Here is a 19,502-nt window from a genome sequence, read left to right as displayed (position 1 = left end):
GCCTCCGCAGCGGTGGAGAGGGGGAGCATGATGGCGCGAAGGTACAGCGACGCGGTCGTGGCTGACGGGCCGCTGGTTTTCGTCTCGGGGCAGATGCCGATCGACGCGGACGGGACGGTGGCCGTCGGCGACGCGCTCGCGCAGACCCGGCGGGCGCTGCGCAACGTCGATTCCGTACTGGCCGAGAACGGGGCGGACGCGCGGCACCTGGTCAAGCTGACCTACTACCTGCGCCACATGGCCGACCTCGACGACGTGCGGCGCGTGGTCGACGGGTACCTCGTTCACGAGCCCCGCCCGGCGAGCACTCTCGTCGAGGTCAGCGGGCTGGTGGACTCCCGGTGCCTGATCGAGGTCGACGCCGTCGCCGTGCGCGGGCGGGGGACGGAGGCGCGGTGAGTGCCGGGGCGGGCGGGGCCGGTGGGACCGCCGAGTCGGCCGAGCGGCGGGAGCTGATCGAGGACCTGCGCGGCCACCTCGCGGTCGACCGGTCGCCGCACACCGTGCGCGCCTACCTCGGCGACGCCCGGGCGCTGCTGGGCTACCTCGACGAGACCGGTCGGGGGCTCGACGGCCTCGACCTCGCCGCGCTGCGGGGCTGGCTGGCCCGGATGCGCGACGGGGGCGCGGGGCGCGCGACCATGGCGCGGCGGGTCGCCGCCGCTCGTGTGTTCACCGCGTTCCTGCACCGCAGCGGCAGGATCGCCCACGACCCCGGCCCGCAGCTCGCCGCGCCGCGCCCGCACCGGTCGCTGCCCGACGTCCTCAGCGAGCGCGAGACCGCCGCCGCTCTCGCCGACGACCCCGACCCCGGCTCCGACCCGCACCGCGCCCCGGAATCCCGCCCCTCCTCCGACCCCGTCGGCCCGGCCTCCGACTCCGGCCGCGCCCCGGACTCCGACCCCGTCGCCCTGCGCCGCCGCACGGTGGTCGAGGTCCTCTACGCCACGGGCGTCCGCGTGGCCGAGTTGTGCGCCCTCGACGTCGACGACGTCGACCGGGAGCGCCGCACTCTGCGGGTCCTGGGCAAGGGAGGCAAGGAGCGGGTGGTGCCGGTGGGGGCGCCGGCCCTGGAGGCGGTGGGCGTCTGGCTGCTGGAGGGCCGCCCGCGGCTGACCTCGCCCGCGAGCGGGCCGGCCCTGTTCCTCGGGGCGCGGGGCGGGCGGCTGGGCACCAGGTCGGCCCGGCGCGACGTGCACGCCTATCTGCGGGCACACGGCACCGACGCCGCCCCCCACGGGCTGCGGCACAGCGCGGCTACACATCTGCTCAACGGCGGTGCCGACCTCCGCAGCGTGCAGGAGATCCTCGGCCACGCATCGCTGTCGAGCACCCAGATCTACACGCACGTCTCGATCGAGCGCCTGATGAGCACCTACAACCGGGCGCACCCCAGGGCGTAGGCGCGATGCGGGCGTCCGTTCCGTTCACTCGGGCCCGTTCGGCCTTTCCGCCTGTTGCGCCCGGGCCGCACAGCGCGTCCGCTCCGGTCCGTCCCGCCTCTGCACCGCTTCCTTCCCGGCCTCCCCTGCCGCCGGGGAGCGGGACCGGGCAGCAGCCGCACCCGCCCGACCCCCAGCAGCGCGAGCGGGTCGAGGTAGGTGTCGCCGCTGCGCAGCCCCCAGTGCAGGCAGGGGCGGGTGACGCAGTGCCGCCCGGCCTCGGCGACGGACGCGATCACCTGCCCCGCCGCCACTCGCATCCCCTCCTCGGCCCGCGGCACCACGGGCAGGTAGGTGGTACGCAGTCCCCCGTGGTCGACGCTGACCACTCCGGTGCCCGCGACGCTGCCGGCGAACGCGACGCGACCCCCGCCGGCGGCGCGGACGGCGGAGCCCGGTCCGGCCGCGAGGTCGACGCCCCGGTGGCCCGGCAGCCAGCGCTGGGCCGGAGGGTCGAAGGGCCGCAGTATGCGCACCGGTTCGGGAAGCGGCCGCTGCCAGGAGTCGTCCTGGGCCCGGGCGGGCGCCGCATGGCCCGCGGGCGCCAGGACGAGCGCCGCCAGCCCGGCGGCCAAGGCGCGGATCGGACGGCGGGCCGGGGTAGGACGCGGAGACGGCATTTACCCAGCCTGGTGCGCCCGCCACCGCACCGCCAGGCCGTTCCCGGGCCTGTGGAGAAAGCGCGGATTCGGCGGAATCCGGACGCTCGGCGGTCCTTGACACCGGCGAGGGCCGTCGATAGGCCCCGACGCACCTCGAGGGCCGCTAGAATTCCATGAGGCTCGATGCGAGCCGACCAATACGCACGCCTCCGTGCCTTCCCGGCAAGGGGCCGCTCTCACGGTCCGCACCCGCGCGGTGCGGCGGAGCGGTCGGGGCGTCAGGAACAACCGGGGCGGGACAGACCCGCCGTACTAGGAGGACCGAGTCATGGCCACAGTCGTGACCATCCGTCAGCTGCTGGAAAGCGGTGTGCACTTCGGGCACCAGACGCGGCGCTGGAACCCGAAGATGAAGCGCTTCATCTTCACCGAGCGCAACGGCATCTACATCATCGACCTGCAGAAGTCGCTGGCCTACATCGACCGCGCCTACGAGTTCGTCAAGGAGACGGTCGCCCACGGCGGCACCATCCTCTTCGTCGGCACGAAGAAGCAGGCGCAGGAGGCCATCGACGAGCAGGCCCGCCGTGTCGGGATGCCCTTCGTCAACCAGCGCTGGCTGGGCGGCATGCTCACCAACTTCTCCACCGTCCACAAGCGGCTCCAGCGCCTGAAGGAGCTGGAGGAGATCGACTTCGACGACGTCGCCGCCTCCGGGCTCACCAAGAAGGAACTGCTCGGGCTGCGCCGTGAGAAGGAGAAGCTGGAGCGCACCCTCGGCGGTATCCGCGACATGTCCCGCGTGCCCAGCGCGGTCTGGATCGTGGACACCAAGAAGGAGCACATCGCGATCAGCGAGGCCCGGAAGCTGAACATCCCGGTCGTCGCGATCCTGGACACCAACTGCGACCCCGACGAGGTCGACTACCCGATCCCGGGCAACGACGACGCCATCCGCAGCGTCAGCCTGCTCACCCGCGTCGTCGCCGATGCCGTCGCCGACGGTCTGCTGGTGCGGTCGGGCGCTTCCGCCTCGGCCGGCGCCGAGAAGTCCGGCGAGGAGCCGCTGGCCGAGTGGGAGCGCGAGCTGCTGGAGAAGGGCGAGGCCACCGCCGAGGCCCCGGCTGCTGAGGCCCCGGCTGCTGAGGCGCCGGCCGCTGAGGCCGCCCCGGAGCAGCCCGCCGAGGCCGCCTCGGAGCAGCCCGCTGAGGCGCCGGCCGCCGAGGCCGCTGAGGAGCAGTCGGCCGCGGCGCCCGTCGGCGAGGCCGAGGCCGAGGGCTCGAAGGAAGCCTGAGCCCTTCAGGCGATTGCGGCTCCCCGCCGCCCCACCGGGCGCGGGGAGCCACGCCGGGCCGCGCGGCCCGGCTCCCGTGAGACCCGTCGACCCACACCGAGGGATTAGAGAAACGCCATGGCGAACTACACCGCCGCCGACGTGAAGAAACTCCGCGACCAGACCGGCGCGGGCATGATGGACTGCAAGAAGGCGCTGGAGGACAGCGACGGCGACTTCGACAAGGCCGTCGAGTTCCTGCGCGTCAAGGGTGCCAAGGCCGTCGGCAAGCGCGCCGAGCGCTCCGCCGACAACGGCCTGGTCGCCCTCAAGCAGGACGACGACGCCTCGGCCGTGCTCGTCGAGCTGGGCTGCGAGACCGACTTCGTCGCCAAGAACGAGCAGTTCCAGCAGCTGGCTTCCGACATCGCCGGCTTCGCCGCCGCCAACGACGTCGACGACATCGCGGCGCTGGCCAACAGCGAGTTCTCCGACGGCAAGACCGTGCAGACCGTCGTCGAGGAGCGCAGCGCCGTCATCGGCGAGAAGCTGGAGCTCCGCCGCTTCGCGAAGTTCGAGGGCGCCTTCGTCGCCAGCTACCTGCACAAGTCCGATCCCGACCTGCCGCCGACCATGGGCGTGCTGGTCGAGCTGGACAAGGCGGACGCCGAGGTGGGCAAGGACGTCGCCCAGCAGATCGCCGCGCTCGCGCCGTCCTACGTCAGCAAGGACGACGTCCCCGAGGAGACCGTCGCCAACGAGCGCCGCATCGCCGAGGCCACCGCCCGCGAGGAGGGCAAGCCCGAGCAGGCACTGCCCAAGATCATCGAGGGCCGGGTGAACGGCTACTTCAAGGACGCCACGCTGCTCGCGCAGCCGTTCGTCAAGGACAGCAAGAAGACGGTCCAGCAGATCGTCGACGCCGCCGGCGTCACCGTTCGCCGCTTCGTGCGCTTCAAGGTCGGCCAATCCTAGTCCGTTTGACATGATGGAGGTGTCGGGGCGTGCCGCGCCCCGGCACCTTCGGTGGATCAGGCGGGGGTCGGCCCGGCGGACGCGCGGCCGCCCCGCATTCGCATAACCACTCGGGGGAACCAGAAGGAGGCCGAGCGCCGTGTCGGAGACCGAAGGCCATGCCGCCGCGGAGGCCCCAGCGATGCACGACTCGGGCTGGAAGCGCGTCGTACTGAAACTGTCCGGCGAGGCGTTCGCCGGCGGTGAGGACCTCGGGATCGAAGCCGTCGTCGTCGAGTACCTGGCCGAGGCGATCGCATCCGCCGTGGCCGAGGGCATCGAGGTCGCCGTGGTCGTGGGCGGCGGCAACATGTTCCGCGGCGCCGCGATGTCGCAACGGGGAATGGAGCGCGGCCGCGCCGACTACATGGGGATGCTGGGCACGGTGATCAACTGTTTGGCGCTGCAGGACTTCCTGGAGCGGCAGGGCGTCGAGACCCGCGTGCAGACCGCCATCCACATGAGCCAGGTCGCGGAGGCTTACATTCCGCGCCGGGCGGTCCGCCACCTGGAGAAGGGCCGCGTCGTCATCTTCGGCGCCGGGCTCGGCGCGCCGTTCTTCTCCACCGACACCACGGCCGCCCAGCGCGCCCTGGAGATCGGTGCGCAGGCGGTGCTCAAGGGAACCCAGGTCGACGGAGTCTACGACTCCGACCCGCAGCGCAATCCCAACGCGCTCAAGTTCGACCGGTTGGAGTACAACGAGGTGCTGACCCGCGGCCTGAAGGTCATGGACGCCACCGCGGTCAGCCTGTGCATGGACAACGGCCTGCCGATCGTCGTATTCGACCTGATGGCCGAGGGCAACATCGTCCGTGCGGTACGGGGCGAGAAGATCGGCACCATCGTGTGCCCGGCGGACCAGAGCTGACACGGCGCCGACCTCCGACAGCCCGACAGATGGACTGAAGCGACACACGGGAGCCCCAATGATCGAAGAGACCCTCCTCGAGGCCGAGGAGAAGATGGAGAAGGCAGTCGTGGTCGCCAAGGAGGACTTCGCCGCGATCCGCACGGGCCGCCCCGGCCCGGCGACCTTCAACAAGATCACGGCCGAGTACTACGGCGCCCAGACCCCGATCAACCAGCTCGCGTCGTTCTCGGTTCCCGAACCGCGCATGGTGGTCGTGTCCCCGTTCGACAAGACGTCGATGGGGGCGATCGAGAAGGCGATCCGCGAGAGCGATCTCGGGGTGAACCCCGCCAACGACGGCAACGTCATCCGCATCGTGTTCCCGGACCTGTCCGAGGAGCGCCGCAAGGAGTACATCAAGGTGGTGCGCAGCAAGGCCGAGGACGCCCGCGTGTCCATCCGCAACATCCGGCGCCACGCCAAGGACGCGTTCGACAAGGCCGTGAAGGCCGGCGACATCGGCGAGGACGAGGGCCACCGCGCGCAGGAGGAGCTGGAGGAGGTCACGCACAAGTACGTCGCGGAGATCGACGAGCTGCTCAAGCACAAGGAATCCGAGCTGCTCGAGGTCTAGAGTCCGTGACGTTCATCGAGCCCGGTTCCGAGCAGGACGACGACCGCGCGCGGCACGAACCGCCGCCCACCGGCCCCGGCGCGCCCGAGGAAGGCGAGAGCGGGTGCCAGAGCTCCGAGGGGCCGGAGAACCCCGGCGCGGGCGCCTCGCACGGGGCGCCGGCACCGGACGGCGGCGCCGGCGCCGGAGGCGAAGGCGACGACAGCGCCCGGCAGCGCTTTGTGCTGCACAAGCCCGACGGCGAACCCGTGCGCACCGGCCGCAACCTGCCGCTGGCCATCGCCAGCGGTGTGGCGCTGGGCGCGCTCGTGCTGCTGTCCATCTACCCCTTCTCGGCCGGGTTCGTGGCCATCACCGCCGCGGCCACACTCATCTGCCTGCGCGAGCTCAACCGCGGTCTGGCCGCCAAGGGCGGCCGGCTCGCGGTCTGGCCGCTGGCGCTGGGCGGCGCGGCCATGCAGGTGTGCGCCTATTTCGGCGGCGCCGAGTGGCTGGTGGGCGCCACGGCGCTGACGGCCGTCGCCGCGCTGTCATGGCGGCTGCGCGACGGTGCCGAGGGCTACGTCCGCGACGCCGGCGCGAACCTGCTCACCCTTCTCTACGTCCCCTTCCTGCTGGGCACCTGGCAGCTGCTGATCGCCACGCCGGGCGACGGCCAGGAGCGGCTGATCGCGTTCATCCTCGTCACCATCAGCAGCGACATCGGCGGGTACTTCGCCGGAATCCTGATGGGCCGGCACAAGATGGCGCCGGTGATCAGCCCGAACAAGACCTGGGAGGGCTTCGGCGGCTCGGTGCTTGCCTGCATGCTGGCAGGCGGGCTGACCGTCGCGCTTATGCTGGACGGCCCCGTGTGGGCCGGCGCGGTGTTGGGCGTGGCCGTCGTCCTGGCGGCGACGGTGGGCGATCTGATCGAGTCGCTGCTCAAGCGGGACCTCGGCCTCAAGGACATGGGCCGGTTCATGCCCGGCCACGGCGGCCTGCTGGACCGGGTCGACTCGCTTCTGATCGCCGGACCGGTCGCCTGGGTCGTGCTGAGCCTGCTGGTGCCCTAGCACCCGTTCCAGCGGAAAAGGCCCGGCGCACGCGCCGCGCGGCCGGGTCCCCTCCGCCGGGTCACCGTGTCGTGAGCCGACGTACGCCGGGCACGCTGAGCGCGGTCAGGCACGCGAGCACGATCAGGGCCGCCCCGCCTGTCAGCGTCGGCCGGATCCCCACCAGCGCCGCGATCGGTCCCGCCGCGGTCTCGCCGAGCGGCAGGGCGACGAAGGAGCCCAGCGCGTCGTAGGAGTAGACCCGCGCCAGCTTCTCCGGCGGGATGTTCTGCTGCAGCGACACCTCCCAGGCCACACCGAACTGCTCAAGGGCGACGCCGGTGAGGAACATCGCGGGCAGCAGGAACGGCACCGCGGGCGCGTAGCCCAGCGTCAGCAGCGGCAGCGCGTCCAGGGCGACCAGCGACACCCCGAACAGCAGCGCCCGGCGCGGCTGCCCGGGCGCTGCCAGCAGCCCGCCGGCCAGGGCGCCGAAGGTCTCGGCGGAGAGGACGACGCCCCACAGCCCGCGTCCGATCGTGGCATCGGCAACGGCGGGACCGAGCACCTTCACCCCGCCCGACCAGACAGCGTTGACCACCATGAACTGCAGTACCACGATCCACACCCACGGCCGCGCGGCGAACTCGGTCCACCCCTCGGCGAGCTCGCGCAGCGGGTTGCCGCCCCCGCCGGTGGCGGGCGGGGCGACCCGCACGAACCCGAAGGCCGCCCCCGCCGCGGCGAAGACCGCGGCGTCGGCCGCCAGCGTCCAGCCCGGCCCGACGAGCCCCACCGCGCCGCCGCCGGCCGACATCCCCACGGCCATGCCCAGCATGATGCCCATGCGGGCCACCGCGTTGGCCTGGCGCAGCAGATGCGCGGGCACGGTCTGCGGAGTCAGCGAGACGGCGGCGGGCAGGCCCACGGCGGCGACCCCGCCGTTGACCAGGCTGAGCGCCGCGAGCAGGGGGACCGACGCCGCGCCGGTCAGGACGGCGGCGGCGATCGCGGCCTGCGATGCCGCCGCCAGTGCGCAGGCGCCCTGCAGGATGACCGAGCGCGGCAGCCGGTCGGCCAGGATGCCGCCGAGCAGCGCGAAGACGATCAGCGCCACCGACCGGGCGCCCAGCACGATCCCCAGGTCCACCGGCGAGCCCGTCAGGTCGAGCACGGCGAAGGCCAGCGCGACGGTGGCCAGCGAGTTGCCGAAGTACATCAACCCGCGCCCGGCTGCCAGCCCGCGAAAGTCCCGGTAGCGCAGCGGCGCACGGACGCCCCGCTCGGAGCGGGGCGGATCCGCGGTTCCCGGCGCCGGCGGGTCGCCGGCGCTCACCGTCCCCGCCGCTCGTCGGCCGCAGCGCCGTCACCGCCGTGGCCACCGTGGCCGCCGCCGGTGCCCGGGGATCGGCGGTCGTCGAGGGCGAACATGGCCAGGGTGGTGCTGGTGGGGATCGTGCCGGGGGTGTGCGGAGGGCGTGCCGCAGAGTGCAGGCGCTCGGTGGCGCCCGAGACGGTTTCGACGATGGCGTGCCACTCGTCGGGGTCGACCCACACCTCGGCGTCGGTGATGTTGCCGCGCTCGTCCGCGCGGCGCCGCGCGGCGCGGCGCTGGAGCTCGGCGGCGAGCGCGGCGGCGACCGCCCGGTGGTCGACGCCGGTCGCGGTCGGGCCCGCGGCCAGCGCGGACGGACCGCTCGCGGCGTCGTGCCGGTATCGGCGCGCGCGTCCGCCCGAGACCCGCACCTCCTCGGCGAGCTCCAGCAGTCCGCCGTCGTGCAGCCGGCGCAGGTGGTAGCTGACGTTGGCCTGGGTCTCGCCGAGCTCGCGAGCGGCCTCGGCCGCGCTCATCGCCTGCGCGGTGAGCAGCGACAGCAGCCGCAGCCGGAGCGGGTGCGCCAGCAGCCGCAGGCCGGCGAGATCGGGGGAGTCGGGGGAGTCGGGAGGGTCGGGGGGATCAAGCATGGCAGGCACACTAGGAGCCTTCAGCCCATCCGTCAAAGAGTTGTTTGGTAGTTGGTCGGGTGGAGGGCGAACGCGGGCCGTGGCCCGGCATGAGCCTCGGGAATTGGGCGGAGTGGCCGACTCCGCGGCGCCGACCCTGGCACGCTGGTGCGAGGACGACGCGAGGAGAGCCCATGGAATCCTGGCCGCCGCGGGACACGCTCGGCCGGATCCTGATGGATCTGGCCGGGCTGAAGATCATCGACTACCACAGCACCGAGGACACCCCCGAGGGCCGCCTCCACCGCATCACCACCGCGCACGGCTACGAAGTGGCCCTGACCGACGCCGACGTGGCTCCCTTCGCGCTCGGGGCCGGCGCCGCGGAGTTCAACCAGACGCACACCTACAACGCGGTCTCCGACCTGATCGACGAGGTCGTCGCGCAGCGCTGGACCGGATGAGCCCGCCGCGCCTTCGGCACGTCACCCCAGGATCCAGCTGCGCCCTTCGGCGGCGAGCTTGTCGAGCAGGGTGGCGGAGTCGTGCTCCTTGGCGAAGAGGTGCTCGGGCCGGGTGATGGGGACGATCCACAGCCAGGTGACCGGGTCGCCGTGGAACGTGAGGCCGGAGGTGTCGGGGGGCAGTTGGCCGGAGGGCCCGCTCAGCGGTGCCGGGTCGTCCACGAGCAGCACGGCCGCGCTGCTGCCGCGCATGGCGGTGTCCTCCGGGTTGTCCAGCCACTTCACGCTGTGCCCGGTGCCGAACCAGGTCACCGCCCGCCAGGGGAAGGCCCCGATCCAGCGGAAGATCCGGGCGGCCACGTGCGCCTGCGTGGTGGTGGCCAGCGCCAGTTCGATGCGGGCGTAGGCGGAGGTGTCGGCCATGTAGCGGTCCAGCGTGGGCATGCGCTGCCCGCACATGCCCACGGTGCTCAGCACCGTATAGGGCCGGTCCTCGGTCGGCGGGCGCTCGGAGACGCGGATCAGCGGGGCGTGGCCGTCGGAGACGTCCCAGTAGTGCCCGGCGGATCCGACGGTGCGGGTGAGGTGGTTGAAGACGGTGCGCTGGACGCTGCGCCAGGCGTTGGGCGCGGCCCGCCAGTCCCAGTAGGCCTCGGCATGCACCACCCTCGGCCACAGCTGCTCGGCGACCGGGTCCAGCGCCCAGGCATAGGGGCTGCGGCCGATGGCCTCGCGAGCGTAGCCGGGCAGGCCGCTGTCGGCCTCCGCCCAGCCCGGCACGATCGCCAGCAGGCCGTCGTCGTCGAGCAGGGCCACACCGTCGCCCTCCTCGAACCAGACGGCGCGCAGCGCGGACTCGTCGAAGGGGGCGCGGCCCTGCGGGTGCTTGGTCTGCGCGGCGGGCATCAGCGGCGCCTGCCCGCGGTAGAGGCCCGCGGGGTCGCTGGTCTCAGGAGCCATCTCGTGGTTGGCCAGCCACACCGGCACGCGGATGGAGCCCCGGGCGTCCAGGAGGTAGGCGGAGGTGGTGCGGGAGTCGTGCTCGACGATGACGCGGCGGCTGCGGTAGGGGCTGGACTGGTCGAGGAGGACGCGCGCTCCGGCCACCTGCCCTCCTTGTCGGCTCTCGTCTGCTTCGGCTGGTCGCACGGCCGAGGGGCCCGCGGGGGAGCGGACCGGCCGGTGCCGGACGGCGCCGGCGTGAGCGCCGCATATCATGAACCGTAGTCCCCGACCGGGCCGCGCCGGCGGTACCACGGCTTCCGTCGCCGAAGGCCGTACAGGCCCCTAAAGTACCGCGCATCGCCGGTCCCGTCTGCGGTTGCCGTCCGACTCCGATCCGCCTTGGATACCGATGCCTGCCGAGCTCACCTTCGCCGCGCCCCGACGGGCCGCGCCGCCCCGCCACCTCGCCGACCTCAGCCCGCAGGAGCGCCGGGACGCCGTGACCGAACTCGGCGAGAAGCCCTTCCGCGCCAAGCAGCTCGCGCAGCACTACTTCGGTCGGCTGGAGTCCGACACCTCCGCGATGACCGACCTCCCGGCGGAGGTGCGCGAGACCCTCGGCGACGCCCTGCTGCCGCCGCTGCTCACGCCGGTGCGCCATGTCACCTGCGACGACGGCATGACCCGCAAGACGCTGTGGCGCGCCTTCGACGGCGTGCTGTTCGAGTCGGTGCTGATGCGCTACGCCGACCGCATCACGCTGTGCGTCTCCTCCCAGGCGGGCTGCGGCATGAACTGCCCCTTCTGCGCCACCGGGCAGAACGGGCTCACCCGCAACCTCTCCACCGGGGAGATAACCGACCAGGTGGTCTCGGTCGCGCGCGACCTCGCGCGCGGCGAGGTCGCCGGCGGACCGGGCCGCATCAGCAACGTCGTGTTCATGGGCATGGGCGAGCCGCTGGCCAACTACCGGCGGGTGCTGGAGTCCGTGCGCCGGATGACCGATCCGGTGCCCGGCGGGCTGGGCATGTCCCAGCGCGGCGTGACCGTCTCGACGGTGGGCCTGGTTCCGGCGATCGACAAGCTGATCGCCGAGCGGATGCAGGTACGGCTGGCCATCTCGCTGCACGCCCCCGACGACGAGCTGCGCGACGAGCTGGTGCCGGTGAACAACCGCTGGAAGGTGGCCGAGGTTCTCGACGCCGCCTGGCGGTACTCGGGCACCACGGGCCGGCGGGTCTCCGTCGAGTACGCGCTCATCCGCGACATCAACGACCAGGCCTGGCGCGCCGACCTGCTGGGCCGGCTGCTCAAGGGTCATCTGGCGCACGTCAATCTGATCCCGCTGAACCCGACTCCGGGCTCGAAGTGGACGGCCTCGCGGCCCGAGGACGAGCGCGAGTTCGTGCGCCGCCTGGAGGCGCACGGGGTCCCGGTCACCATCCGCGACACCCGCGGCCAGGAGATCGACGGCGCCTGCGGCCAGCTCGCCGCCGCGGAGGACTAGCCGTCGGCGCTGCCGCCCCCGCCGACGACCGGAAGTTGAGGACGTGACCGAGTCCGCCGCCCAGATCGCGCTGGCCTTCCTGGTCGGGGCGGCGTCCGCGCTGTTCCCGGTGATCAACGTCGAGCTCTACCTCGTGGGCATGGGCGCCCTGGGCGGCGGTGTTCTGGCGTTCGTGGCGGTGGCGGCCGGAATCGGCCAGACCGTCGGCAAGATCGCCTACTACTACATCGGTCGCGGCGCGCTGAACGTGCCGTGGCTCAAGCGGCGGGCACGGACTCCGCAGCGGTGGACGGCACGCGTGGAGCGCTGGCGCGCCAAGGCCGAGGGGCGCCCCTGGTGGACGGTCGGCCTGGTGGCCGTCAGCTCCTTCGCCAGCATCCCGCCGTTCATGGTCGTCGCGGTACTGGCGGGCACCCTGCGCATGCCGCTGGCGAGTTTCGTCCTGGTGACCTTCGCAACCCGCACCGCGCGGTTCGCGCTCCTGGTCTACGCGCCCGGCCTGGCGATGTGGGCGCTCTAGCGGCAGGCCGGGGCCGGAGCGGCGGCCCGGACGGCTCGGCGCCGCGCCGCCGCGCCTCGCTCAGCGGGTGCCCCACGCGTAGGTCTGCTTGTGCAGCCGCAGGTACAGGAACGTCTCCGTGCCGGTGACGGTGGGCACCGACCGGATGGCGCTGAGCAGCTCCAGCAGCTGCTCGTCGTCGGCCGCAACCACCTCGACCAGGATGTCGAAAGACCCGGCGGTGACGACGACGTAGTCGACGCCCTCCAGTTCGGAGATCTGGTCGGCCACCGCGGTGAGGTCCCCGTTCGAGCGCACCGCGATCATGGCCTGGCGGCTGAAGCCCAGCATCATCGGATCGGTCACGCCCACCACCTGGACGACCCCGGCCTCCAGCAGCCGCTGGACGCGCTGGCGCACGGCCGCCTCCGACAGGCCCACGGCCTTGCCGATTGCGGCGTAGGACCGCCGTCCGTCCTGCTGCAGCTGCTCGATGATGCGCTTGGCCGTCGCATCGAGATGGGGGTGCTTCCGAGCGGCGGCCGGCGCAGTATCACCGTTGTCGGTCACAGGGTCCTCCGATTGGCGTAAATGATAGTTCTCGCGCCACTAGGCTCGTGAATCGGTGGTATTCGGGGATCAGTGCAACTGAATCAGAATACTCCAGGGGGATGCCGGTGAGCGCCTCTAGGACGAGAGCCTGCCCCGTACCGAATCCAACGACAGTAGCGCTACATGGAGGGAGAGGCAGGTCTCGACGGAGTCGAGATCGGCCTCCAGCACGTGGGAGATGCGCCGCAGCCGTTCGTAGAAGGCCGGGCGCGACAGATGGGCGTTGGCGGCGGCCAGCGCCTTGTTGCGTCCCGAAGCCAGGTACTGGCGCAGCATCTCGGTGAGATCGCTGCCGTGGCGGGCATCGTAGTCCAGCAGCGGGCCGAGTTCGCGCTCGACGTAGGTCTGCAGCCGCTCGTCGTCGCGGAAGAGGTGCAGCAGGCCGCGCAGATGCAGGTCGGGTAGGCGGTAGAAGGGGCGGTCGTCGCCGTCGCCGTCCTGCTGGTGCAGCGCGACGTCGCCGACCTGGCGCGCCTCGAGGAACGAGCGGCGCACGTCGCGCACGCCCTGAGCGGTGGAGCCCACCGCGAGCACGGCGCTCGCCCCGACCCGCTCGCGGATGGCCTCGGACAACCGGTGCAGGTGCGGCTCCAGCTTCCCGGAGTCCGGCACCGCGAGCAGCACCCCCACCCGCAGGTCGTCGATCGAGCCCACGAGTGCCGTCAGCCGCAGCGCCCGGCAGGCGCGCGCCACCCCCTCGGCGGTGTCGGACAGCCGCGCCTGGGCGGCCAGCCCGGTGCCCGCCTCGCGCAGCCGCAGCACCAGCCCTACGAGCCTGCGCCCTGACAGGGGCACGCCCACGGCACGGGCGCGCACCAGTGCCTCCTCGGGGTCGGAATAGGCGCGGTCGATGATCCCGGCGATGATCGTTCGGTGGGTCTGCCGCTCCAGGCTCTCCTGATGGCGCTCCAGCAGGCGGCCGAGGGCGAGTGTGGTCGCCGCCCGCTCGATCAGCATGGTCTGCCGGGGTGCGGGAGCCGCGCCGGTGATCAGGATCAGCCGCCCCCAGTCCTGGCCGCGGGCGCCCACCATGGTCACCAGCCACCCGGTCGGGGCGTCGTGCGAGGTGCGCCCGCTGACCCGCACTCCGCGCGAACGGGTCTCCCACGACGCCAGTAGACGCCCGGGGTCCTCGCCGTTGAGGTCGCATACCAGCACCTGGTGGGCGAGGTTCTCCAAGACCACCGGGCAGCCGGAGAGCTCGGCGATCTCCCGGAGCACGCGCGAGGGGTGGGCGCCCTCGACGGACAGTTCGGTGAAGACCTCGTGCAGCCGCTCGGATTCGCGGAGCTCCTCCAACTGCCGGTTGACCACCCGGATGTGCACGGCCTCGGTGATCTCCACGAAGCGCGCCTCGCGCTCCAGCGCGACCACCGGGATGCCCGCCTTGCGGGCCGGCTGCAGCAGCTCCTCCGGCAGCTCCGCGTCGTACTTGCGGCCCAGCTCCACGGCGATTCCCGCTACCCCGGCGGAGGCGAGGCCGTCGATGTAGGCCTGCAGCGACTCGGGGTCGTCGGGCATCGCGATCCCGGTGGTCAGCACCAGCTCGCCGCCGCGCAGCAGATGCGCCAGATCGGTGACCTCGGCGACGTGCACCCAGCGCACGGCCGCGTCCAGGCGGTCGGCACCCACCACGACCCGCGGGCGCGCGCGACGCACGGCCGGGAGTTCGAGCACGTCGGCGAGGGTGGGCAGCACGCACCCAGTCTAGGCCCGCGCCCGCCCGCGGCCCGGGGCGAAAGAGCAGGGCCGACCCGCCCGCCCGGCGTTGTTCATGACACGTTGTCAACCAGGCGGGGCCGAAACCGACACCCTGCCGCTGGCGGCCGGCCGCGATGGGAGTGAGACTGAGGTCATGTCGGAACTTCTCGCTCGTCACCGTGCCGTCATGCCATCGTGGCTCGCCCTCTACTACGACGAACCGGTCGAGATCACCGGAGGCAAGGGCGTCCGCCTCACCGGCGCCGACGGCAACACCTACCTCGACTTCTTCGCCGGCATCCTGACCAACATGCTCGGCTACGACGTGGCCGAGGTGCGCGAGGCGGTGGAACGCCAGATCGCCACCGGCGTCGTGCACACGTCCACGCTGTACCTGCTGCGCGGGCAGGTCGAGCTCGCCGAGAAGATCGCACGCCTGTCCGGCATCCCCGACGCCAAGGTCTTCTTCACCAATTCCGGCACCGAGGCCAACGAGACGGCCCTGCTGCTGGCCACCTGCGCACGCGGCAGCGACCAGGTGCTGGCCATGCGCAACAGCTACCACGGCCGCTCGTACGGCACCGTCGCGGTCACCGGCAACCGCGGGTGGAAGAACTCCGCACTGTCCCCGCTCAACGTCCACTACCTGCACGGCACCGACCGTGAAGCCGCCGCGTTCCGCGGCATGTCCGACGACCGCTACATCGACGCCTGTGTGGCGGACCTGCGCGACGTGCTCGCCACGGCCACGGCCCGCGACGTCGCCTGCCTGATCGCCGAGCCGGTCCAGGGCGTCGGCGGGTTCACCATGCCGCCGCCAGGCCTGTTCGCCGCCTACAAGGAGGTCCTGGACGAGGAGGGCGTGCTGTTCGTCTCCGACGAGGTGCAGACCGGCTGGGGACGCACCGGCACCGGGTTCTGGGGCATCAGCGAGCACGGGGTCGCCCCCGACGCAATCACCTTCGCCAAGGGCCTGGGCAACGGCTTCGCGGTCGGGGGCGTCGTGGCGCGCGGCGACCTGATGGACGGCCTGACCGCCAACGGGGTCTCCACCTTCGGGGGCAACCCGGTGGCCATGGCCGCCGCCAACGCCGCGCTCGACTACGTCCTCGACCACGACCTCCAGGCCAACGCCGCCCGCCTGGGCCCGATCGTGCTCGACGGCCTGCGGCCGCTGGCCGGCCTGGCCGCGGTGGGCGCGGTACGGGGCAAGGGCCTGATGTTCGCGGTGGACATGGTCGACCCCGGTACCGGGGCCCCCTCGCCTCAGCTGGCCTCGGCGGTGCTCGAAGCCACTCGGCGCCGCGGGCTGCTGATCGGCAAGGGAGGGCTGCGCGGGAACGTGCTGCGCGCGGCGCCGCCGCTGACCGTCGAGGAGGCCGACGTCCGCGAGGCCCGCGACATCCTCGTCGACGCCGTCACCGAGGTCGACGCCCAGGCGGGCTGACCGCGCCGCTCATCCCGGGCCGCGGCCCCGGCCCGACGGGCCGGACGACCGCGCGGGGCGCCGCCGGCAGCGTCGGCGCCCCGCGGCGTCCGACGCTGCGCCCGCCCGTCCCGCACGCCCCACGCTCGCCGGCTCCCGCATGCCACGCCCCTGTTCGCGCGTACCTCCGGAGGTCTTCCCATGAGCAAGCACGTCACCCATTGGATCGGCGGCAAGCCCTTCGCCGGATCGAGCGCCGAACAGCGCCGCGCCGACATCGCCGACCCCGCTACCGGCATCGTGGCCGGAACCGTCGACCTGGCGGGCCCCGCCGAGGTGGGCGCCGCCGTGGAGGCCGCCCGCGAGGCGTTCCCCGCCTGGCGCGACGCCTCCCTGTCCGCGCGCGCGTCGGTGCTCTTCCGCTTCCGGGAGCTGGTCGACCGCCACTCCGACGAGCTGGCCCGCATCATCAGCGCCGAGCACGGCAAGGTGGTCTCCGACGCCGCGGGCGAAGTGGCGCGCGGCCTGGAGGTCGCCGAGTTCGCCTGCGGCATCCCGCACCTGCTCAAGGGCGGGTTCTCGGAGAACGTCTCCGCGCGGGTGGACGCCTACTCCATCCCCCAGCCGCTCGGCGTCGTCGCTGCGGTCACCCCGTTCAACTTCCCGGCGATGGTGCCGATGTGGATGTTCCCCGTCGCCATCGCCTGCGGCAACACGGTGGTACTCAAGCCCAGCGAGAAGGACCCTTCGGCGGCGGTGCGCCTGGCCGAGCTGTGGGCCGAGGCCGGTCTGCCCGACGGCGTGTTCAACGTCGTCCACGGCGACCGCTCCGCCGTGGACGCCCTGCTGGAGCACCGCGACGTCAAGGCGGTCAGCTTCGTGGGCTCCACCCCGATCGCCCGCTACATCTACGCCACGGCCGCGGCCAACGGGAAGCGCGTGCAGGCGCTCGGCGGCGCCAAGAACCACATGCTGGTGCTGCCCGACGCCGACCTGGAGGCGGCGGCCGACGCGGCCGTCTCGGCGGGCTTCGGCTCGGCCGGGGAGCGGTGCATGGCGATCTCGGCGGTGGTCGCCGCCGAGTCCGTCGCCGACGACCTGCTGGAGCGTATCCGCCGGCGGGTCGAGCGGCTGCGGGTGGGACCGGGCGACGACGAGCGCAGCGAGATGGGACCGCTGGTCACCCGCGAACACCGCGACCGGGTCGCCGGCTACCTGGAGTCGGGCGTACGCGAGGGCGCGACCCTGGCGATCGACGGCCGCACCCACCCGGTGCTGGGCGGGGGCGGCGGCGGTTTCTGGCTGGGGCCCTCGCTGCTGGACCACGTGAGCCCGCGGATGGCCTGCTACACCGACGAGATCTTCGGTCCGGTGCTGAGCATGCTGCGTGTGCCAGACCTGGACGCCGGCCTGGAGCTGATCAACGCCAACCCCTACGGCAACGGCACGGCGGTGTTCACGGGCGACGGCGCGGCCGCGCGCCGCTTCCAGAACGAGGTCGAGGTGGGGATGGTGGGGATCAACGTGCCGATCCCGGTCCCGATGGCCTACTACTCCTTCGGCGGTTGGAAGGACTCGCTGTTCGGCGACTCGCATATGCACGGCACCGAAGGGGTGCACTTCTACACCCGCACGAAGGCCGTGACGGCGCGCTGGCGGTCGGCGGCGCCTGCGGGCGGCGGTGCGGTGGGCGGAGGCGCGTCCCCCTCCGCGGCGGCGACCGGTTCGGCGGCCGCGTCCCCGGCCGAGAACGGCGGAGTCGACCTCGGGTTCCCCACCAGCGGATGAGTCCGCCGGATCAAGCCGATGCGACGGAACGGAATTCGCCTACACGGGGTTCCTCGTCCGCGACAGTCGGTATTGTGGCGGGTGGTCCGCCGCGGTGCCACACCCCCGGTGCCACGGTCGGCGACGCGGAGCATTCCCCGAGACGCGCTCTTCCCCTCCTCCCCCTGGAAGCGAGCGCGTGGGTGGCGGCGCTCCGGGCGCGGTTCCCCCGTCTCCCGGAGCGCCCCACTCGTCTCCTGTGGCGGGCGACCCTTCGTTCCCGCCGGTCTCCGCACCGCCGCGTCGCACGCGAACCCGCTGCGCACGGGCCGGCCGACCCTGATCCGGCCGCTGCGGCGCTGCGGAAGCGGTCAGTGCGCGACCAGCGCGTGCTCCAGGGCGCCGGCGTCGTACGCGGCCGCGAAGCCGACGCATTCGTGGCACCCGAACACGGCACCGCCGTCGGATGAGGCTCCGATCCGGTGCCGGGGTCGCGGCCAACGGGCGTGGCAGACAGCGCAGGCCTCGCCCATAAGCTGCGAGACCGTGAGTGCTCCTGCGTCAAAGAGGTGAATGTCGGTTGTGTCCGTATTTTCGATGTCTGAATCGCACATAATGCTCAGACCGCTCAACGTCCCTGCTCCCCCCGTGGTTTAGGACAGTCTGGCGGGCTTGCCGTGATCGGGTCTTATTGAATCAGAAGCGGTCTGCAACCGGAATAGCCCAGGCCGATTTTTGTTACAGAGCGACGAAGTTCGGTAACCATCTGTGACTAGTGCGGAGTGTGTGGTGGGATGACCGGGGTTGGGGAGGGAGGAATCGGACGCTTCTCCGGTACTACGCGGGCGTCACCGTGAACCGGCGCAGCCGCAGGGCCGGGTTCTTCGTCCGCACTTGTGTCAGGCGGTCCGTCGAAATAGGTGCGACCGCAACCCCGGTCTGCTCACCGAGCGCCACGACGCGAACGCCCATGGGGTCGACGACCATGCTGTTGCCCGCGCCGGTCGGGGCGTTCTGTCCCGCCGCGGCGACATAGAGCGTGTTCTCGATCGCTCTGGCCCGAACCAGGGTGTCCCAGTGGTCCTCCTTCTGCGGGCCCGGCACCCACTCGGCCGCGAGCAGCAGCACCTGCGCGCCGGCGTCGGCGATGCGCCGGGTCACTTCGGGAAAGCGCAGGTCGTAGCACGTCTGCAGGCCGAAGACCACGCCGTCCCGCGAAAACGTCTGCGGCGCGTCGATCGCCCCGGGCTCGACGACGTCGGACTCGGTCGCCCCGAAGGCGTCGTAGAGGTGCAGTTTCCGATAGAGCGCCGCGACGGAGCCGCCGGGTTCCAGCGCCACGAGGGTGTTGCGAAATCGCTCGCCGCCGGGTACCGCCTCGTTGATGCCGGCCACGACAACCGCACCCGATTCGGCGGCCAGGCGCGCAAGCCCGCTGACGAAGGCGCCGTCCAAGGGCTCGGCGGCCTTGACGAACCGCCGGTCGGTGCGCGGTGCGGTGAACATCGCGTACTCCGGGAGCAGGACGACACCGGCGCCGCGCTCGGCGGCCTCGGCGACCAGCCGCCCCGCGGCCGCCAGGTTCTGCGTCTTGTCCTCGCCCGGGGCGAACTGAGCGACTGCGACGTGGACCATGGGGCTCCCTCCACCGCGGATCGACCGCCTCCGGCGCCGCGGGCGCCCGCGGCGCGGGCGCGCCGCCGTCACGCCCGGTGCGAAACGGCCGCGCCTGTCCTGCCGATTGTCCCCGAGGGCGCGGGGCCGACGCACATGGGGAGCCGGGTT

At 72.6% G+C, this 19,502-nt stretch carries 19 protein-coding genes; 12 read left to right on the top strand and 7 right to left on the bottom strand.

The features are described 5' to 3' along the window. The first annotated feature begins 30 nt into the window (after window positions 1-30). Both RM446_RS21270 and RM446_RS21265 read left to right on the top strand, forming a co-directional pair. Window positions 31-399 (top strand): RidA family protein, encoded by a 369-nt coding sequence (locus RM446_RS21270; RefSeq protein ID WP_311547198.1) that lies wholly within the window; start codon window positions 31-33, stop codon window positions 397-399. A 53-nt stretch (window positions 400-452) separates the two neighbouring features. Then, entirely contained in the window at window positions 453-1,403 is a 951-nt protein-coding gene (locus tag RM446_RS21265) for a tyrosine recombinase XerC (RefSeq protein WP_311547197.1), read from the top strand. On the opposite strand, the gene RM446_RS21260 is transcribed toward RM446_RS21265, so the two are convergent. After that, a complete protein-coding gene (locus tag RM446_RS21260; protein WP_311547159.1) occupies window positions 1,376-2,017 on the bottom strand; it encodes a M23 family metallopeptidase in 642 nt (213 codons plus the stop codon). The genes RM446_RS21265 and RM446_RS21260 overlap by 28 nt on opposite strands. 355 nt (window positions 2,018-2,372) lie before the next feature. Between RM446_RS21260 and rpsB the strand changes: the two genes are divergently transcribed. From rpsB to RM446_RS21235, 5 genes are all read left to right on the top strand, one after another. Next, on the top strand, window positions 2,373-3,338 hold the full coding sequence (gene rpsB, locus RM446_RS21255) for a 30S ribosomal protein S2 (RefSeq protein ID WP_311547158.1): 966 nt from the start codon (window positions 2,373-2,375) through the stop codon (window positions 3,336-3,338). A gap of 117 nt (window positions 3,339-3,455) precedes the next feature. Next, complete coding sequence (tsf, locus tag RM446_RS21250) at window positions 3,456-4,292, top strand: translation elongation factor Ts (RefSeq protein WP_311547157.1); 837 nt, start codon at window positions 3,456-3,458, stop codon at window positions 4,290-4,292. 181 nt (window positions 4,293-4,473) lie between these two features. Further along, window positions 4,474-5,202: a UMP kinase gene (gene pyrH / locus RM446_RS21245; protein WP_311547196.1), complete on the top strand. Its 729-nt coding sequence runs from the start codon at window positions 4,474-4,476 to the stop codon at window positions 5,200-5,202. A gap of 58 nt (window positions 5,203-5,260) precedes the next feature. Continuing rightward, complete coding sequence (gene frr / locus RM446_RS21240) at window positions 5,261-5,818, top strand: ribosome recycling factor (protein ID WP_311547156.1); 558 nt, start codon at window positions 5,261-5,263, stop codon at window positions 5,816-5,818. A 221-nt stretch (window positions 5,819-6,039) separates the two neighbouring features. After that, window positions 6,040-6,873 carry a phosphatidate cytidylyltransferase gene (locus RM446_RS21235; RefSeq protein WP_311547195.1) on the top strand — a complete coding sequence of 278 codons (834 nt, stop codon included), beginning with the start codon at window positions 6,040-6,042 and terminating at the stop codon, window positions 6,871-6,873. A gap of 61 nt (window positions 6,874-6,934) precedes the next feature. Here RM446_RS21235 and RM446_RS21230 read toward each other — a convergent pair whose 3' ends face one another. After that, complete coding sequence (locus RM446_RS21230) at window positions 6,935-8,188, bottom strand: MFS transporter (RefSeq protein ID WP_311547155.1); 1,254 nt, start codon at window positions 8,186-8,188, stop codon at window positions 6,935-6,937. Then, complete coding sequence (locus RM446_RS21225; RefSeq protein ID WP_311547154.1) at window positions 8,185-8,817, bottom strand: helix-turn-helix domain-containing protein; 633 nt, start codon at window positions 8,815-8,817, stop codon at window positions 8,185-8,187. The genes RM446_RS21230 and RM446_RS21225 overlap by 4 nt, the downstream gene beginning before the upstream one ends. A gap of 173 nt (window positions 8,818-8,990) precedes the next feature. On the opposite strand from RM446_RS21225, the gene RM446_RS21220 reads away from it, so the two are divergent. Then, a complete protein-coding gene (locus RM446_RS21220; protein WP_311547152.1) occupies window positions 8,991-9,260 on the top strand; it encodes a hypothetical protein in 270 nt (89 codons plus the stop codon). A 21-nt stretch (window positions 9,261-9,281) separates the two neighbouring features. Here the strand turns inward: RM446_RS21220 and RM446_RS21215 are convergent, their stop codons facing one another. Continuing rightward, complete coding sequence (locus tag RM446_RS21215) at window positions 9,282-10,367, bottom strand: suppressor of fused domain protein (RefSeq protein ID WP_311547151.1); 1,086 nt, start codon at window positions 10,365-10,367, stop codon at window positions 9,282-9,284. A gap of 247 nt (window positions 10,368-10,614) precedes the next feature. Here RM446_RS21215 and rlmN point away from each other — a divergent pair, with 247 nt between their 5' ends. Then, complete coding sequence (gene rlmN, locus RM446_RS21210; RefSeq protein WP_311547150.1) at window positions 10,615-11,712, top strand: 23S rRNA (adenine(2503)-C(2))-methyltransferase RlmN; 1,098 nt, start codon at window positions 10,615-10,617, stop codon at window positions 11,710-11,712. A 43-nt stretch (window positions 11,713-11,755) separates the two neighbouring features. Then, window positions 11,756-12,232 (top strand): VTT domain-containing protein, encoded by a 477-nt coding sequence (locus tag RM446_RS21205; RefSeq protein ID WP_311547149.1) that lies wholly within the window; start codon window positions 11,756-11,758, stop codon window positions 12,230-12,232. A gap of 60 nt (window positions 12,233-12,292) precedes the next feature. Here RM446_RS21205 and RM446_RS21200 read toward each other — a convergent pair whose 3' ends face one another. Further along, on the bottom strand, window positions 12,293-12,781 hold the full coding sequence (locus tag RM446_RS21200; protein ID WP_311547148.1) for an Lrp/AsnC family transcriptional regulator: 489 nt from the start codon (window positions 12,779-12,781) through the stop codon (window positions 12,293-12,295). A 117-nt stretch (window positions 12,782-12,898) separates the two neighbouring features. Further along, complete coding sequence (locus RM446_RS21195) at window positions 12,899-14,521, bottom strand: PucR family transcriptional regulator (protein ID WP_311547147.1); 1,623 nt, start codon at window positions 14,519-14,521, stop codon at window positions 12,899-12,901. A 157-nt stretch (window positions 14,522-14,678) separates the two neighbouring features. Here RM446_RS21195 and RM446_RS21190 point away from each other — a divergent pair, with 157 nt between their 5' ends. After that, window positions 14,679-15,971: an aspartate aminotransferase family protein gene (locus tag RM446_RS21190; protein ID WP_311547146.1), complete on the top strand. Its 1,293-nt coding sequence runs from the start codon at window positions 14,679-14,681 to the stop codon at window positions 15,969-15,971. A gap of 180 nt (window positions 15,972-16,151) precedes the next feature. Next, the gene (locus RM446_RS21185) at window positions 16,152-17,738 is read left to right on the top strand and encodes a CoA-acylating methylmalonate-semialdehyde dehydrogenase (protein ID WP_311547145.1); all 1,587 of its coding nucleotides are present in this window, start codon (window positions 16,152-16,154) and stop codon (window positions 17,736-17,738) included. 816 nt (window positions 17,739-18,554) lie between these two features. Here the strand turns inward: RM446_RS21185 and RM446_RS21180 are convergent. Beyond that, a complete protein-coding gene (locus tag RM446_RS21180; protein WP_311547143.1) occupies window positions 18,555-19,352 on the bottom strand; it encodes a carbon-nitrogen hydrolase family protein in 798 nt (265 codons plus the stop codon). Window positions 19,353-19,502 lie beyond the last annotated feature (150 nt).

The organism is Streptomonospora wellingtoniae (assembly GCF_031845375.1).
Classification (GTDB): Bacteria; Actinomycetota; Actinomycetes; order Streptosporangiales; family Streptosporangiaceae; genus Streptomonospora; species Streptomonospora wellingtoniae.
This window is presented reverse-complemented; position numbering and strand designations above follow the sequence as displayed.